10 protein-coding genes are annotated in these 15,493 nt (G+C 65.7%); 7 read left to right on the forward strand and 3 right to left on the reverse strand.

The window, feature by feature from the left end; translation table 11 throughout:
- The first annotated feature begins 53 nt into the window (after positions 1 to 53).
- Positions 54 to 2,411, forward strand: a complete 2,358-nt coding sequence (locus ACKTT0_RS06435) for a TonB-dependent siderophore receptor (RefSeq protein ID WP_407849067.1) — start codon at positions 54 to 56, stop codon at positions 2,409 to 2,411.
- A gap of 2 nt (positions 2,412 to 2,413) precedes the next feature.
- Here the strand turns inward: ACKTT0_RS06435 and ACKTT0_RS06440 are convergent, their stop codons facing one another.
- From ACKTT0_RS06440 to ACKTT0_RS06450, 3 genes are read right to left on the reverse strand one after another with little or no spacing between them, the layout of a single operon-like run.
- The gene (locus tag ACKTT0_RS06440; protein WP_407849069.1) at positions 2,414 to 3,187 is read right to left on the reverse strand and encodes an enoyl-CoA hydratase/isomerase family protein; all 774 of its coding nucleotides are present in this window, start codon (positions 3,185 to 3,187) and stop codon (positions 2,414 to 2,416) included.
- Complete coding sequence (locus ACKTT0_RS06445) at positions 3,184 to 4,407, reverse strand: CaiB/BaiF CoA transferase family protein (RefSeq protein ID WP_407849071.1); 1,224 nt, start codon at positions 4,405 to 4,407, stop codon at positions 3,184 to 3,186. The genes ACKTT0_RS06440 and ACKTT0_RS06445 overlap by 4 nt, the downstream gene beginning before the upstream one ends.
- A gap of 31 nt (positions 4,408 to 4,438) precedes the next feature.
- Positions 4,439 to 5,425 carry a Bug family tripartite tricarboxylate transporter substrate binding protein gene (locus ACKTT0_RS06450; protein ID WP_407849072.1) on the reverse strand — a complete coding sequence of 329 codons (987 nt, stop codon included), beginning with the start codon at positions 5,423 to 5,425 and terminating at the stop codon, positions 4,439 to 4,441.
- A gap of 163 nt (positions 5,426 to 5,588) precedes the next feature.
- Between ACKTT0_RS06450 and ACKTT0_RS06455 the strand changes: the two genes are divergently transcribed.
- The 6 genes from ACKTT0_RS06455 to ACKTT0_RS06480 all read left to right on the forward strand — a co-directional run bounded on the left by ACKTT0_RS06455 (position 5,589) and on the right by ACKTT0_RS06480 (position 15,488).
- The gene (locus tag ACKTT0_RS06455) at positions 5,589 to 6,542 is read left to right on the forward strand and encodes a LysR family transcriptional regulator (protein ID WP_407849074.1); all 954 of its coding nucleotides are present in this window, start codon (positions 5,589 to 5,591) and stop codon (positions 6,540 to 6,542) included.
- Positions 6,543 to 7,088: 546 nt separating this feature from the next.
- Positions 7,089 to 8,366: a nucleotide sugar dehydrogenase gene (locus ACKTT0_RS06460; protein WP_407849076.1), complete on the forward strand. Its 1,278-nt coding sequence runs from the start codon at positions 7,089 to 7,091 to the stop codon at positions 8,364 to 8,366.
- Between the two features lie 39 nt (positions 8,367 to 8,405).
- Positions 8,406 to 10,886 carry a tetratricopeptide repeat protein gene (locus ACKTT0_RS06465; protein ID WP_407849077.1) on the forward strand — a complete coding sequence of 827 codons (2,481 nt, stop codon included), beginning with the start codon at positions 8,406 to 8,408 and terminating at the stop codon, positions 10,884 to 10,886.
- On the forward strand, positions 10,883 to 12,943 hold the full coding sequence (locus ACKTT0_RS06470) for a glycosyltransferase (protein WP_407849079.1): 2,061 nt from the start codon (positions 10,883 to 10,885) through the stop codon (positions 12,941 to 12,943). The genes ACKTT0_RS06465 and ACKTT0_RS06470 overlap by 4 nt, the downstream gene beginning before the upstream one ends.
- 42 nt (positions 12,944 to 12,985) lie before the next feature.
- On the forward strand, positions 12,986 to 14,140 hold the full coding sequence (locus ACKTT0_RS06475; RefSeq protein ID WP_407849081.1) for a polysaccharide biosynthesis/export family protein: 1,155 nt from the start codon (positions 12,986 to 12,988) through the stop codon (positions 14,138 to 14,140).
- A 7-nt stretch (positions 14,141 to 14,147) separates the two neighbouring features.
- The gene (locus tag ACKTT0_RS06480) at positions 14,148 to 15,488 is read left to right on the forward strand and encodes an ABC transporter permease (protein ID WP_407849083.1); all 1,341 of its coding nucleotides are present in this window, start codon (positions 14,148 to 14,150) and stop codon (positions 15,486 to 15,488) included.
- Positions 15,489 to 15,493: the final 5 nt, after the last annotated feature.

Here is a 15,493-nt window from a genome sequence, read left to right on the forward strand (position 1 = left end):
CCAACATCACGGGAGAATCCGCAATGCCTTGCCGTCTTCGGGCGTGGCCGCTTTTGGCGAGCCTGCTCATCGTCCCGGCCAGTCCGCTGCATGCCCAGCCCGCGCCGAGCCGGGCAGTTGCTGCCGGCGCGCAGCAGTACGACCTGGCGCCCGGCCCGCTGGGCGACACCCTGACCCGCATCGCCCAGCAGAGCGGCAGCGTCGTATCGCTGGACCCGGTCCTGGTCCGGGGCATGCAGTCCGCGCCGCTGCGCGGCCGCTACACCGCCGAGCAGGCCATGCGGCGGGCCCTGGCCGGCACTCCCCTGGAACTGGTGGTCACGGCCAATGGCACATTCAGCGTGCGCCGCGCGCCAGCCGCGCCTGCCGCCACCCTGGAGCCCATACAGGTGCTCGGCAACGCCGAGACCGCGCTGGGGCATGTGGCCGGCTACGTGGCGCGCCGCAACCTGTCGGCGACCAAGACCGACACGGCGCTGCTGGAGACGCCGCAATCGGTGTCGGTAGTGACCAGCGACCAGATCCAGGCGGTCAAGGCCAATTCGATGGCCGACGCGCTAGACTACACGCCAGGGTTTGCCGCGCAGTCGCCCGCCTTCAGCCGCATGGTCGATGATTTCATGCTGCGCGGCTTCAATGTCGCGACCGGCAACTCAGGCCTGCTGCGCGACGGCCTGAAGCTGCAATCCAACGTCTACGACGGCGGCCAGGAACCATATGGGCTGGAGCGCGTGGAAGTGCTGCGCGGCGCCTCGTCAGTGCTATATGGGCAGTTGAGCCCGGGCGGCGTGGTCAACGCCATCAGCAAGCGTCCCGCCCTGGAACCCCTGCGCGAACTCAACCTGGACGTGGGCAGCTACGACCGCCGGCAGGTATCCGGGGATTTCTCGGGCAAGCTCACCGAGGACGGGCAATGGTCGTACCGCCTCACGGGCCTGGCGCGCGAAGGCAACAACTGGGTCGACCACGTGCCGGACGACCGGATCTATCTGGCGCCAGCACTGACCTGGCGCCCGTCGGCGGCCACGTCCGTCACCTTGCTGGCAAGCTACCAGCATATCCGCACGCGTTTCTCGGCCCCCTTGCCGGCCGACTACACGCTGAACGACCAGATTCCCCGCGACCTGTTCATCGGCGAGCCCGATTTCGACCGCTACGACACCGACACGTACACCGTAGGCTACGCCATCGAGCACGCTTTCAACGAGCGCGTGAAACTACGCCACAGCGCCCGGTATTTCAACGCGCAAGGCCACTGGGACTATCTGACGTTCGGTTCCCTGGTCAACGGACAGACCATCAACCGCGGAGTGAGCAGTCGCAAGGAAGACTCGTACGGCATCGCGACCGACACCTCGCTGGAAGTGAAGCTCGACACCGGCGCGCTGCGGCACACGCTGCTGGGCGGCTTCGACTACTACCGCGGCAGCTACGAATCGCACCGCTACCGCGGCACCGTCGCGCCCTTGCTGGACATGTACGATCCCGTATACGGCGCCACCCCCGACGTCAATCGCGCGCTGGACGCCGGCCTGGAAACCCGCTCGGACTCGATGGGCCTGTACTTGCAGGACCAGATGCAGGTCGGCGGCAACTGGACGCTGCTGCTGGGCGGACGCCAGGACTGGGTCCGCACGCGACAGGCAAGCTACACGCCGGCCGCCGCGACCCGGTTGCACGACGCCGCGACCACCGGGCGCGTCGGCCTGGTCTACGTCGCCGACAATGGCCTGGCGCCCTACGTCAGCGCCAGCCAGTCCTTCGCGCCGACCATCGGCGCCGATCGCGCTGGCAACGCCTTCAAGCCGACCAAGGGCACGCAGTATGAACTGGGCCTGCGCTATGAACCGCCGGGCAGCAATATGTTGTTCAGCGCGGCGGTCTACGACCTGACCCAGACCAACGCCTTGACCCCCGACCCGGCCGACCCGACCTATTCCGTGCAGAACGGCAAGGCGCGCTCGCGCGGGCTGGAACTGGAGGCCCGCGTGGACCTGGGTGCATTGCGGGTGCTGGCCACCTATGCGTACACCGATGCCCGCACGGTGCGCAGCAACGACCCCACTTTGGTCGACCAGCGCGTGACCCTGGTGCCGCTGCACAGCGCCTCGCTGTGGACCGAATACCACCTGACGGCCGCGGGCGTGCCCGGTCTGACCCTGGGAGCCGGACTGCGCTATGCCAGCTCCACCAATCTTCCAGGCTATGGCGCCGACGTGCCTGGCCGCCTGCTGGTGGACGCCATGGCCGCCTACGAATTCGGCGAGCTCGACCCCGCCCTGGCCGGGCTGAGCCTGACGGTGAACGCCCGCAACCTGTTCAACCGCGGCTACCTCTCCTGCGCCGGCTCCACCGGCTGCCGCTACGGCGAACCGCGCACGCTGTACGCGACCATGAGCTACCGCTGGTGAAATCAATCGTCGGCCGGCCAGATGGGCTTGCGCTTTTCGACAAACGCCGCAATGCCTTCCTTGGCGCTCGGCCGCGCGGCCGCGGCGCAGAAGCTGTCCGCGGCGGCCCGCACAGCGGCCCGGTAGCCATTGTCGTTGGCCTGCATGAACGCCTCGCGGCCGTGGCGCACGACCTCGGGGGACTTGGCGCACAGCGTGCCGGCCAGCGCGCGGGCCGCCTCCATGGCCTGCCCCGCCGGCGCCACGCGCACCACCAGCCCCATCCCGGCCGCCTCCCGGGCATCGAACACGCGCCCCGTGAACAGCAGCTCGAAGGCCCGATGACGGCCGACGATGCGCGGCAGGTGCGAAAAGTGGATCGACGGCGGCACGCCCGCGTCGATCTCGGGATAGCCGAAATCCGCGCTCTCCGAGGCCACGATCATGTCGCATGAGACCGCCAGCGTCATGCCGCCGCCGCGGGCCGTGCCGTCCACCGCCGCGATGGTGGGCTTGCCCATGTGGAACTGCGTGTCCACGTTGCGCACGTACAGGCGCTCCAGCAGATTCCTGACCCGGGCATGGTCGCCCTCGTGGATCGCCATCAGGTTCAGTCCGGCGCAGAACCGCCCCGGCACGGCGCTGCCGACGATGACGGCGCGCACGGCGGGATCCGCCGCCGCGCGCTGCAGGGCGGCCAGGTAATCGTCCAGCATCTGCTCGGACAAGGCATTGACGGGTGGATTGTCGAACAGGATCTCCGCGGTCTGGCCGCGGACTTCATAGCGAATCATCATGCACCTCCTGGTTGTCCGGTTTCATCGCCTTGCCATTGCCGGACCACCGCGGCCCCGAGCAGCGCGGCGACGTCGGCATCCTCGTACCCCAGCTCCCGCAGGATCTCGCGGGTGTGCTGCCCGTGCAGCGGCGGCGGGCACGCGGCCTGGCGCGGGCGGCCCTGGAACTTCACCGGCAGGCCGACCTGCTTGAGCGGGCCCACCACCGGATGCTCCGTCTGCTCGATCAAGCCCCGCGCCTGGACCTGCGGATGACCCAGCGCCTGCCCCAGCGTATGGATGGGCGAGCAGGCGACCTTGATCCGGCTGAGCAATGCCACCCATTCGGCCACGGTGCGCGTGGCGATCCGTTCCTGCACGATCTGCACCGTGCGCGCCAGGTTGGCGAGCCGCTGCGCATTGGTGGCAAAGTCGGGATGGTCGGCATATTCCGCCAGGCCCGCCGCCTCGCAAAAGCGCCGCCATTGCGCGTCGTTGCCGGCGCCCAGCATGAGCGGGCCGTCCTTGGCCTGGAAGGCCTGGTACGGGCACATGCTGGGATGCGCCGTGCCCATGCGCTGCGGATCCCGGCCGGTATGCCAATACGTTTGCGCCATGTAGCTCATGAACCCGAGGGCCGTATCGAGCAGCGCCAGCTCCACGTACACGCCCTTGCCGGTGCGCTGCCGCTCGATCACCGCTGCCAGCACCCCGCTCAACCCGAACATCGCCGTGCCGATATCCACCGGCGAAAAACTGGCGCGCGCATAATCGCCGCCCGGATGCCCCAGGGTGCTGATCATGCCGCTGAAGGCCTGCAACATGACGTCGTAGCCCGGCTCGTTGCCCATCGGGCCGTCGCGGCCGTAGCCGCTGATCTCGCAATAGATGAGCATGGGATTGAGGGCCATCAGCGTGTCCCGGTCGATGCCGAGCCGCTGCGCCGTACCGCTGCCGAATCCTTGCAGCACGATGTCGGCATCGCGCACCAGGCGGCGGGCAATCTCGCGGCCCCGCTCCGACTTGAGGTCCAGCGCGATGCTGCGCTTGTTGTGATTGACGGCCAGGAAGATGGTCGACTCGCCCTGCACGGTGGGCGTCCAGCCCCGCGTGTCGTCGCCGAGCTCGACGGGTTCCACCTTGATGACCTCGGCGCCCAGTTCGCCCAGGTACTGGCCGCACAACGGCCCCGCCAGCACCTTGGAAAAATCGACGACCTTCAATCCAGCTAAGGGTTGCATCATTCCATTCCTGCCTGAACGCGTCTGCCTGTCATTCCGCCTTGATGCCCATCTCGACCACGGCGTCGCGCCAGACCGCGGTGTCCTCGCGCACGAAGCGCTCCACCTGGTCGGCCGGCACGGTGAAGGTATCCACGCCGCGCTCGGCCACGCCCTTGCGATAAGCGGGGTCCTGCGCCGCCTTCGCCACGGCCACGCGCAGGCGCTGCACCACTTCCGGGCGCGTCTTGGACGACACCTGCAGCACGAACCAGAAATTCAGGTTCAGCCTGCCATAGCCCTTTTCCTTGAGCGTCGGCACGTCCGGCAACAGCGCCGAGCGTTCCTGCGAGGTAATGGCCAGGCCGAGCAACTGGCCGGCCTCGACCGTCGTCACGGCGGTGGTCATGCTGTCGAACATGAAGTCGATGCGGCCCGCCAGCATGTCCGCCTTGGCGTTGCCGCTGCCCTTGTAGGCGATGGGAATGGCCTTGATGCCGGTCAGGCCGCGCAGCAGCTCGCCGTAGATGTGCGGCGACGTGCCCGGGCCGAAGGTCGCATAGGTCAGTTCGGCTTGCTTGCCCTTGGCGACCAGCCCCTCGATGGTTTTCACGCCCGACTCCGGATGCACGACCAGCACATTGGCCAATGATCCGGTGATCCCGACGGGGATCAGGTCCTTGTTGGGATCGAAGCGCTGGCCGGGATAAAGGATGGGGTTGACGGCCTGCATGGCGGCCGTGGTGTGGACCAGCATCGTCCCGTCCGCCGGGGCGTCCACCACGAACTGTGTGCCGATGTTCCCTGAGGCGCCGGGCTTGTTCTCGACAATGACCGTCGCCTTCAATTCCTCGGCAAGCGCCTGGGCGAACAGGCGGGCGATGAAATCGGTCGGGCCGGCCGCCGAGAACGGCACCACGATGCGCATCGTCGACCCATCCCCCGTCAACTGCGCCATCACGGCCTTGCCAGGGAGGACGGTGGCGGCCAATGCGGCGGCGGAACCCAGTACGAATTTGCGGCGGTCACGAACATGCATAGCGGTCTCCTGTCGGTATCGCATGGCCTTGTGTGGCGGCCATGGCGGTTCGGCCGCCACTATCGGCGCACGTCACCCATACGTCAAATGCTATGTTTTTATGGATGCTATATAAAATTCCGCATAGCACGCCGCCTTTTCTTCCGCTTCCGGAACGCCTGACATGCCGATCGACCTGCGCGACCTCAGAAATTTCCTGTCGGTAGCCGCCGCCGGCTCCATCTCGCGCGCGGCGGAAATGCAGCACATGACACAGCCGGCGCTGAGCGTGCTGATCCGCCAGCTCGAGGAACAATTGGGCACGCCCCTGTTCGAACGGCTGCCCAAGGGCGTGGCGCTGACCGATGCGGGAGAACGCCTGCGCGCGCACGCCAAGGACATCCTGCGCCGCACCGAACTGGCCTACGAGGAAATCAGCCAGCAGGCCAGCGTGCCCAACGGCCAGGTCGCCATCGGCCTGCCGCAATCCATGGCCCGTTTTCTTACCGTGCCGCTCGTCTCCGAGGTCTTGGCGCGCTGGCCACAGATACGCCTGCAGGTCATCGAACTGAGCTCGGGCTATATTCCGGAACACCTGCAGAAAGGCGAGATCGACATCGGCATGACCTTCGGCCAGGATGAGCGGCGGGACCTGCAATACACCCACCTGATCGACGAAGAACTGGTTTTCATCACGTCGCCATCGCAGATCCGCCAGCACCTGGGGCCTGCCGGCCTGCGCCGCAGGACGATACGCCTGGCGGAAATGGGCGGTTTCCCCATGATTCTCCCCACGCGCACGCACAGCCTGCGGGTCCGGCTGGACGACTACCTGCAACGCGCCGGCCAACGGCTCGCCATTGCCGCCGAGGTCAATACCACGCCGCAACTGATCGGACTGGCCGCCTCGGGCGTCGGCGCGACAATTCTTTCTTATTCATCCGTGGTCGGCGACAGCTCCTCCGCCGATGTGCGCGTCCTTCACATAGAAAACCCCAGGCTCACACGCCCGGTTTATCTTTGCACCAACCCCAGCACGCCAAAGACCATGGCCGTGATGAGCGTCATGCGCCTGCTGGTGGATACGGTGAAATCGCTTACCACGCAGGGCACTTGGCCCACCTGCATGCGCGATTAGTCCACCTTGCGCGGATGGCGCCGCCATCGTCCGGATTTGAATTATTTAAAGATCCTCTCGATATATATCGCTCGCTTTTAAACCCGTTCCCTCCACGGACCGGCAAGCAATCCGGCCAATGGCGCCCGCGCGGCCAACAGCCAGGGGTATTCCCCTGGGCGCCCCGGCGCTTCCCATAACCAGCATATGCCTTGGCCTTCTGTTTTTTCAGTTTGATTAAACAAAAAAACGGACACAACTTTCTATATCCATTAATAGCATTTCCACCACGCCGGAATTGCGGCTTATGTAATGGATGTAATTATTTTCGGGATTTCGCGGGGTTTATTACGACCGGACTGACGTACTTCCAAAGCAATAAAAATTTTTAGAAAAAAATTTGCCATCTGCCCCCTCTACGATTCGCCGGGTCGCCGTTCAACAGGCTTGATTAAGTATCGCTTTGTAATCCTGGCCGGCGCACCGGGAGCGTATTCCGACTCCGTACGGACTGCTTCCCGGGGCGTCGGCCTCCGCCCGCGACATGATGAAAACAGTGAGGTCCCCGTGGTAAAGAGAATCGCAGTATGTGGTCTTGGATATGTCGGCCTGCCCGTAGCCGTCGCATTTTCCAGGCGCTTCGATGTCATCGGCTTTGATGTAGACAAGCGGCGCATCGCGCGGCTGAAGGAAGGAGATGACTGGACCGGCGAGATCGAGCGCGAGGCACTGCTGGCTTCGCCCATGGCATTCACCGACCAGGTGGCGGAACTGGAAGGCTGCGACTTCTTCGTCGTTGCCGTTCCTACTCCCGTTGACGAAAGGAACAATCCCGATTTTTCCCTGCTGGTGAAGGCTTGCCGCTCGATAGGGCCGGTGCTGCGCCCGGGGTGCATTGTCGTATTCGAGTCCACCGTCCACCCCGGCGCCACCGAGGAAATCTGTGGACCGGAGCTGGAAAAAGCGTCGGGCCTGCGCTGCGGGGTCGACTTCAAGCTTGGCTACAGCCCGGAACGGATCAATCCGGGCGATCGCGAGCATCCGCTGGAGAAGATCGTCAAGATCGTGTCCGGCCAGGATGAAGCATCGCTGGAAGTCATCGCCGGCGTCTACGAAAAGGTCATCGACGCGGGCGTGCACCGCGCCTCCTCCATCAAGGTGGCCGAGGCCGCGAAGGTGCTGGAGAACACGCAGCGCGACATCAACATCGCGCTGATGAACGAGATGTCGAAGATCTGCGACCTGGTCGGCATCCGCACTTCGGAAGTCCTGAACGCCGCGGGGACCAAGTGGAACTTCCTCAAGTTCACCCCCGGCCTGGTGGGTGGCCACTGCATCGGCGTCGACCCGTATTACCTGACGTCCAAGGCGCAAGAACTGGGCTATCACCCGGAAGTGATCCTCTCGGGCCGCCGGATCAATGACGGCATGGCCAACCACGTCGCCTCGCGCGTGGTCCAGACGCTGGCCCGCAATGGCCGCCTCCATGCGTCGATCCGCGTCGGCATCCTGGGGATGACCTTCAAGGAAAACGTGCCCGACATCCGCAATTCGAAGGTGGTCGATCTCTACAACGCTCTCGGCAATTACGGCATTACGCCGCTGGCGTGCGACCCGATGGTCGATGCAGGCCAGATGGAGCACGAGTACGGCATCAAGCTCGTGGAGCGCGACGATTTCCGGGATATGGACGTGCTGATCCTCGCGGTTCCGCACCGCGAAACCATGGATTCCATCTGGGACGACATGCCGAACCTGGTCAAGAGCGGCGGCATGGTGTGCGATCTGAAGTCGGTGCTCGACAGCAAGCGGCTTCAGCCCGACCTCTTGTACTGGACTCTCTAAGTTCAGGCTTCTTATCCACTGCTACAGGAGAGACCCTGAATGCCAGCATTTACCATCGCCCCCATTGGAACCTGCCGCATCCACACGCCGCTGCGCGATGCGGTGGGACGCTACCCGATCAAGCTGCAGCTCGGGCGCAACTACGGGTTTGTGCACACCAGCACCGAAGCCCTGCAGCAGGCCCGCTTCATGTTCGGCGAAAGCGACATTCCCGCCAACATCCAGCGCGTGATCTTCCGCCCGTCGAATGGCGACCAGGCGCGCCTCGCGACGCACAAGCCGGCCGACCTGTACATGGTCGAACTGTCTTCGCGCAAACTGCTGGCCATCGACGGCTACCCGGTCCAGCTGAACTACTTCGCGCGCTATTTCAGCGAGTTCTTCGCCGACCGCGCGCGCACCCGGACATTCTGGTCAATGGCCCACGCCGACCGGCTGGACGAGCGGCGCGCCCTGCTCGACCAGGACCCGGTCTTCAAGAGCCTGTCCCCGGATGACCGCGACCTGCTGGCCCGCGTCATCAAGCGCGACCTGACGGACGACGAGATCGAGCAGGAAATGCGCCAGATCGTCGATCTGCTGGGCCAGGACAAGGTGGTGTTCGTCACGCACGTCAACGCCCTGACGCCGGACAACGTGCCGATCGAACAGCGCGAGCAGTTGATCGCCGCCATCACTGCCAGCGCAGAGCGCATCGGCGTGCCCTGCTACGACCCGACGCCGCAAATGAACAAGATCGGGCAAGCCGAGGCGATGGAGGACGGCGGGCTGGACCTGACCCACTACACGCAGGTCTTTGGCGAGCGCCTGTCGGCCGACTGGTACAAGAACTTCATGCGCCCGAGGATGAGCGCTTCCATGCCGCAGCCTTCCGTGCCCAAGCTGGCCGCCGAAGAAGGCGCCGACAGCATTGAAAAGGCGTGGGATGCGGGCGACCTGCGCGCGGCGGCGCGCCGCGTGCGCGAGGTGCTGCGCCGCCACCCCGGCCTGCCCGATCACGTGCTGCTGCTCGCCCGGATCCAGGAAGAACTGGGCGACTACGAGGGCTCGATCGCGCTGCTGAGCAGCGCGGATGGCACGCTGGCATCCGGCAGCAAGGCCGAGCAGATCCTGATGCGCAACCATTTCAAGCTCGGGCGCCACGATATTGCCTATTCGCTCGCGTCCGGTCTGCTGGGCGACGAGATCGAAACCCCGGAAATCGTCCGGATCGCGGCGGTTTCGGGCGGACAGCTGGGCTTCGCGGACGAGGCCCTGGGTAACTGGAAGCGCCTGTTCCGCATTTCCTCCGCGCAGGACGCGGCGGCCCTGGAGGCGGCCGACACGGTGCTCTCGCAGTTGCAGTCCGGCGGCGACATGGATGCCGCCATTCGCTGGGTCCAGGAAGTCCGCGCGGCCATTCCGTCATATGGCCGCGGCTTTGCCGTGCTGTGGCGCGACCGGCTGGTGGCCGGCGATCGCGCGGGACTGCGCGCGCTGGCATCGGAGTCTCCCGCGCTTGAAGAAGCCGTTGCGTTCGAGCTCGTCAAGGAGGCCTCCTGGCGGGGCTTCATCATGGCGGCGGCCGCGCTGGCGGTGTCTTGCAACCTGGCGAACAGCGAACAGGACGACATCCGCACCTGGCTGCTGGCGCAGTCGGCGGCATGGGCCGAAGAAGGCAACCGCGCGCTCGAGGAAGGACGCCTGCGCGACGCGGCCGAGCGGATCTGCGCCCACCGCCTCCTGAATCCCGACGCCCTGGCCGGCGCTCGCGCGCAGCGCGCCTTCGCGCGTTCGATGCGCCTCGGCGTGCGGGCCGCGCTGCTGGCGGGCAACTACCAGGAAGTCATCGACCTCACGGACATCGCGATCGATACCCAGGTCGATTTCCCCGAGCTCGATACCATGCGGGGCCGCGCGGCCGACGCGCTGGGCGACAAGCAGACGGCCATGCGGCACCTGGAGCAGGCGGCCGCCGCCGAAGCCGCGCCGTTGAGCACGCGCCTGCACTTTGCGCGGGTGGCGTTCAACGGCGGCTGGTTTGGCGAAGCAATCGATGCCTACGAGGCCGTGCGCGACCATGCCGCGGCCGACCAGAGCGCCAAGGACGAAGCCGAGCGCCAGCTCGGCAGGCTCGGCCCGCGCGCGATCCGCGGCGCCCGCGAGATCCTGTCCGCCGGCGATGCGCACGCGGCCTGGACCCTGCTGGATCGCGTCGCCCAGTCGTGGCCGCAGATGACGGAAGTCGGCCACGAAAAGCGGCGCATCCTGGCCGTGCTGTACGCGGAAGCGCGCGCGCTGGATTCGTCGAGCACGACCGAGCGCCTGGCGCTCGGCGAGAAGATCCTGCAGCTGGTGGCCGACGATCCGGTCGGCCTGCGCCTGGCAGCCGTCGGCGCCATGCGCCTGCATCGCTTCGAGCAAGCGCTGCCGTACTGGCGCAAGCTCAAGGAACGTTCGGACAACCCGGCGCAGTTCGATCACTATATCGAGCGCTGCCTGGTGTGGATCGAGAAGCTCAACCGCAGGAAGGCGGCATGAACGACGCACTGATCACGGAACAAGAGCGCGTCACGTCCGATCTGCAACGGGTTCACAATCAACTGGAAGAGATCGTCACGGCCTCGAGCCGGGTCCAGGTCGCGCAGGCCAACCTGGCGCGCGCGCAGGCCTTGGCGCGTGATCATCTGTCGGACCCGACGGTCCGCTTTCTGCTGCTCCGGCTGAAAGAAGCGGCCGGCTTGAATGAAGGCATGTCGGAGCAGTGGGCGGCCCTGCTGCAAGAGTGCCCGGATGATCTGCAGATCGTCCGCTATCGCGCCACCCGCCTGGTGAAAGAGCGGCACGTCGACGACGCCCTGGCCCTGGTCGACCGCCACCTGCCCGAATCGACGAAGAACCCCGACAGGCTGGTCGCACGGGCCAAGCTGCTGAGCGATATTCGTGCCCATGAACAATCGGACGCGCTGTTTCGCCGGCTGATCTCGCAGTACTCGGATCGCAATACGCGGGTCGAGTTCGCCAAGCGCCTGCGCAAGCGCGGCCTGCTGGCCGAGGCGTTCGAGGCGATCGCGCCGGTGGCCCAGCAGCTGGTTCCCGGCAGCAAGGCAGCGGAGCTGGCCGATGAGCTGGCCAGCGACTTCGCCTTCTACCAGGCGCTTGAACCGCAGGGCAACCTGGCCGGCAAGGACATCAGGATCGTGTCGATGAAGCATGCGATCCTGCATTTCCGCAACCGGCGAATCCCCGAGCAGGCGCCGGACAAGCCGATCTCGGTCGCGCTGGTGACGGGCAGCCTCGGGCCGGGCGGCGCGGAACGACAGCTCACGCGGCTTGCCAGCGAGCTGACTCGCATGGTGAATGCGCCCGAGCAGTGGACGCTTCCCGTGGTCGCGCGGCCGAAGAAAGTCGAGGTGCTGGTGAAGCAGCACACTGAACCCGCCGGCTCCAGCAAGAAACAGGGCCTCGATTTCTTCCTGCCCGTCCTGACCAAGGCACAGATTCCGGTCACCGAAATCAATCATCTGCCCGCCGTGTCGGTGGCGCACCAGTCCGTGCCCGACGACACCCTGAGCCGCCTGCTGGAACAATTGCCGCCACCCGTGCACTATGGCGTGACCCGTCTCGCGCCGGTCTTGCGAGACAATGCGTTCGACGTGGTGAGCCTGTGGCAGGATGGCACGTGCCTCTTTGGCGCGCTGGCGGCGCTGCTGGCCGGCGCCCCCACCATCCACCTGGTGTTTCGCGGGCTGCCGCCGAATATCCGCAAGGACCGCTTCCGCGAAGAGTATCCCGAGCTCTACCAGGCGCTGGCGCAAGTGCCCGGCGTGCATTTCGTCAGCAACAGCTGCAAGGCCGCCGAGGCCTACGCGGAATGGCTCGGCATTCCGATCGTGCGCTTTCACGTCCTATACAACGGCGTGCCGGACCTGGCGACCGACGCTTCGGCCGACGATGAACAGAAGTGGCGCGACTTCCAGGAAAGCACGCCCGACGCCACCGAGACGATCGGCGGCGTGTTCCGCCTGGAACCGGACAAGCGGCCACAGCTCTGGATCAAGCTGGCGGCGCTCTACCTGAAGCAGCGGCCGCGGGCGCGTTTCGTCATCGTGGGCGACGGGCGCCTGCACGACAACATCGTTGCGCTGGCGGAAGAGCTGCACGTGACAAACCGGTTATTGCTCGTTGGCCTGTCGAACCATGTGGGTTTCTGGTATTCGCGAATGGACGTCAGCGTGCTGCTGTCGCGCTATGAAGGCTTGCCGAATGTACTCATCGAAGCCCAGCTCCTGGGTGTACCGGTGGTCTCGACACCCGCCGGCGGCGCGGGCGAATGCTTCGAGGAGGGCGTGACGGGCCATCTGCTGAGCGACGTAGAGCATCCGGACCTGCACGAGGCATGCGAGAAAGTCCTCTCGATGGCGGACCAGGTACGCGATAACGAGATCCTGAAGGAACACAGCCGCCACCGCGCGCAGAAGCTGTTCTCTCTGGATGCGATGCTGGCCAAGTTCCTTGCCCTGTGCGCGCCCGTCATGCCCATGTCGCAGAACGATGAGCGCGTCGATTTCCAGCCGATGCGCCGGATGCTGGCCTGACGGCCGGCTGAGGTTTCCCGAACCCCTGGAGAGATAAGATTGATGCAGATGAACGCCCCGGCCCTTGGCCCTCGGCGCAAGACGGCCATTGCCATGGCGCTGTTTACGGCAATGTCACTCACCGGCTGCCAATTGCCGCGGTCCGGTCCGATGTTGAGCGAGATGACGGGCGCGCACGATGCCAAGGACATCCTGGTGAAGCCCGTCTCGCGCGAACTGGCGTTGGCAAGCCGGGTGCCCGAAGTCGCCGATTTTCCCGCGCCCTACCGTGACCTCACGCAAGCCGGCTTCGACCGCCTGGTTCCCGGCGACGGCATCAGCGTGAAAGTCTGGGAACGCGACGGACTGGGCGTTTTCGCGGCGGATCCCTCCGGGGTGAGCGACCTGGGCGTCCAGGAAATCGACCGGACGGGGAATGTGCATTTCCCTATCCTGGGCAAGTTCCACGCCGCGGGCTTGACGCTGGCGCAGTTGCATGATGCCGTCGTCGCACGCCTGAGCAAGCTCGTCATTGGCGCCGACGTCAGCGTGACCCGCGCCCCGGATGCGCGCGGGCAGATGGTGACCGTACAGGGCAACCTGACCAAGCCCGGCATGTATCCCATCACCCAGACGTCGCAGCGCCTGAGCAGCGCGCTGGCGCAGGCCGCGCCGGTGCAGACCAATCCCGAGCAGCTCATCATCAGCCTGCGCCGCAATAACCAGGTGGCGTCGGTGCGGTTGTCGGATATCTACCGCAACCAGGACAATGACATCCTGTTGCGGCCGGGCGACGTGATTACCGCCTATGACGCGCGCGAGTTCCTGACCGTATTGGGCGCGGCCGGCAACCAGGGCCGCGTGGCCATCAGCAAGCGCAACTACAGCGTGCTGGACGCGCTGGCCGACGCCAGGGGGCTGGACGACAAGCTGGCGGACCCGCGCTCCGTGTTCCTGTTCACGCCGGCCAAGGCCGGCGTCGACGGCAAGCCTGACATGCTGCCGGTGGTCTACCAGTTCGATCTCACGCGTCCCGAACAAGTGGCCCTGGCTCGCGAGTTCACCGTCCACGAAGGCCAGGCCATCTATATATCGGATGCTCCGTTCACCCAGGTGCAGAAGGTCCTGTCCGCGTTCCGCGTCACCATGAGCGCCGGCTTCAGCGCCACGCGCGGCATCGACACCGACTCTGGCGGCTCGTCCGCGGTGACTGACTAGCGTGTCGATGAGCAACGAGGATAGGATCAGGAACTGGCGCACGCGCCGGAAAGACAGCAACTACACGGTGGGATCCGGCGTCGCCGCCTGGCGCCTGGACCCGGCGGCGCTGTTCGAGGCCAAGGCCACGCCTGCCGTCTTGCTCAAGCCCCTGGTCGCGCGCTTGCAGGGCGAGCCGCATGACTCCGTGGCCGCCCGACGGGCGGTATATGAAGCCGTGCAGGCCGAACTGGATGCGGAGATCGCGCGCAGCGCGGTCGACGAGACGCTCGCCGATTTTTCCCGTCGACGGCTGCGGTTGATCGTGCGGCTGCTGGAGCAGGATATCCGCGCGGGCGTCGACGTCTTCGCGCCCGGATACATGCCGGCCAGGCTGGTGGCGGAGGACGAACGCCTGGCCGCGGCACATGCGCGGCGCGCGCAGCGACGCAAGCAGGACGAGGCGCGCGAGGCGCGCCGGCATGCCTCGCGCAACGACATTGCCCTGGAAATCGAACTGTCCAAGGGCGAAGCCGGCGACCTGGCAATACTGCGCGAACGCTTGAAGTACCTCCATGGCGGGCATCATCCGAGCCACGCCGACAAAAGCCGGCCGGTCGGGCGCACGCTGATGGCGATGTTCGTTCATCAGCTCCATGTCATGCACGGCGAAAGCCGGATTGCCCTGGTATGGGCGCTGGTCGGCCCGGTGGTGCTGCTGACGCTGATCTCATCGCTGTACATCCTGATGGGCACGCATTACATCCTCGGCATGGATGTGCAGACGTTCTCCCTGCTGGGGGCCACGACATGGATCATGTTCCGGCAGATCATCTTCCGCAGCAGCGCCGCGTACATCTCGTCCCGCGGACTGCTGAACTTCCAGGGCGTGACGCCGCTGATGTGTGCATTGGTGCAGGCGGTCATCTACGTGTCGATATATATCGCCGTGTTCGCAGTGCTGATCAGCGCCGGCCATGCGCTGGACCTGATCACGCTGCCGCAAAGCTGGGCCGGGCTCGCGCTCTATGTCGTGCTGATGGGGTGCTGCGCCGCCGCGGTGGGCGTGCTTTTCGGCGCGATAGCGACTTTCTGGCGGTTCTTTCTGCGGCTCGCGCCCATCATCGAACGCTTTCTGCAGATTTTCTCCGGCGTCTTCTTTGTCTCGGAGCAACTGCCGGAACAGCTGCGTCCCTGGATGCTGTGGTCACCCTTCGCCCATGGCATGCAGCTGATGCGATCCGTTTATTTCGAGTCCTACGCATCCACCGACGCGAGCCTGAACTATTTCCTGACTTCCCTGGTTTTCCTGATGGTGGTCGCCCTGGCAGCCGAGCGCCTAGCCCGGCCCAATGTCCAGCCGATGTGAGGGGC

The sequence above is a fragment of the Bordetella saccharivorans genome (assembly GCF_045862855.1).
Taxonomy (GTDB): domain Bacteria; phylum Pseudomonadota; class Gammaproteobacteria; order Burkholderiales; family Burkholderiaceae_B; genus Bordetella_A; species Bordetella_A petrii_F.

Coding starts and splice junctions, on each gene's coding strand:
- ACKTT0_RS06445 (WP_407849071.1), bottom strand. CDS start 4,407: ATGCAACCCTTAGCTGGATTGAAGGTCGTCGATTTTTCCAAGGTGCTG.
- ACKTT0_RS06465 (WP_407849077.1), top strand. CDS start 8,406: ATGCCAGCATTTACCATCGCCCCCATTGGAACCTGCCGCATCCACACG.
- ACKTT0_RS06480 (WP_407849083.1), top strand. CDS start 14,148: ATGAGCAACGAGGATAGGATCAGGAACTGGCGCACGCGCCGGAAAGAC.
- ACKTT0_RS06440 (WP_407849069.1), bottom strand. CDS start 3,187: ATGATGATTCGCTATGAAGTCCGCGGCCAGACCGCGGAGATCCTGTTC.
- ACKTT0_RS06470 (WP_407849079.1), top strand. CDS start 10,883: ATGAACGACGCACTGATCACGGAACAAGAGCGCGTCACGTCCGATCTG.
- ACKTT0_RS06450 (WP_407849072.1), bottom strand. CDS start 5,425: ATGCATGTTCGTGACCGCCGCAAATTCGTACTGGGTTCCGCCGCCGCA.
- ACKTT0_RS06475 (WP_407849081.1), top strand. CDS start 12,986: ATGCAGATGAACGCCCCGGCCCTTGGCCCTCGGCGCAAGACGGCCATT.
- ACKTT0_RS06455 (WP_407849074.1), top strand. CDS start 5,589: ATGCCGATCGACCTGCGCGACCTCAGAAATTTCCTGTCGGTAGCCGCC.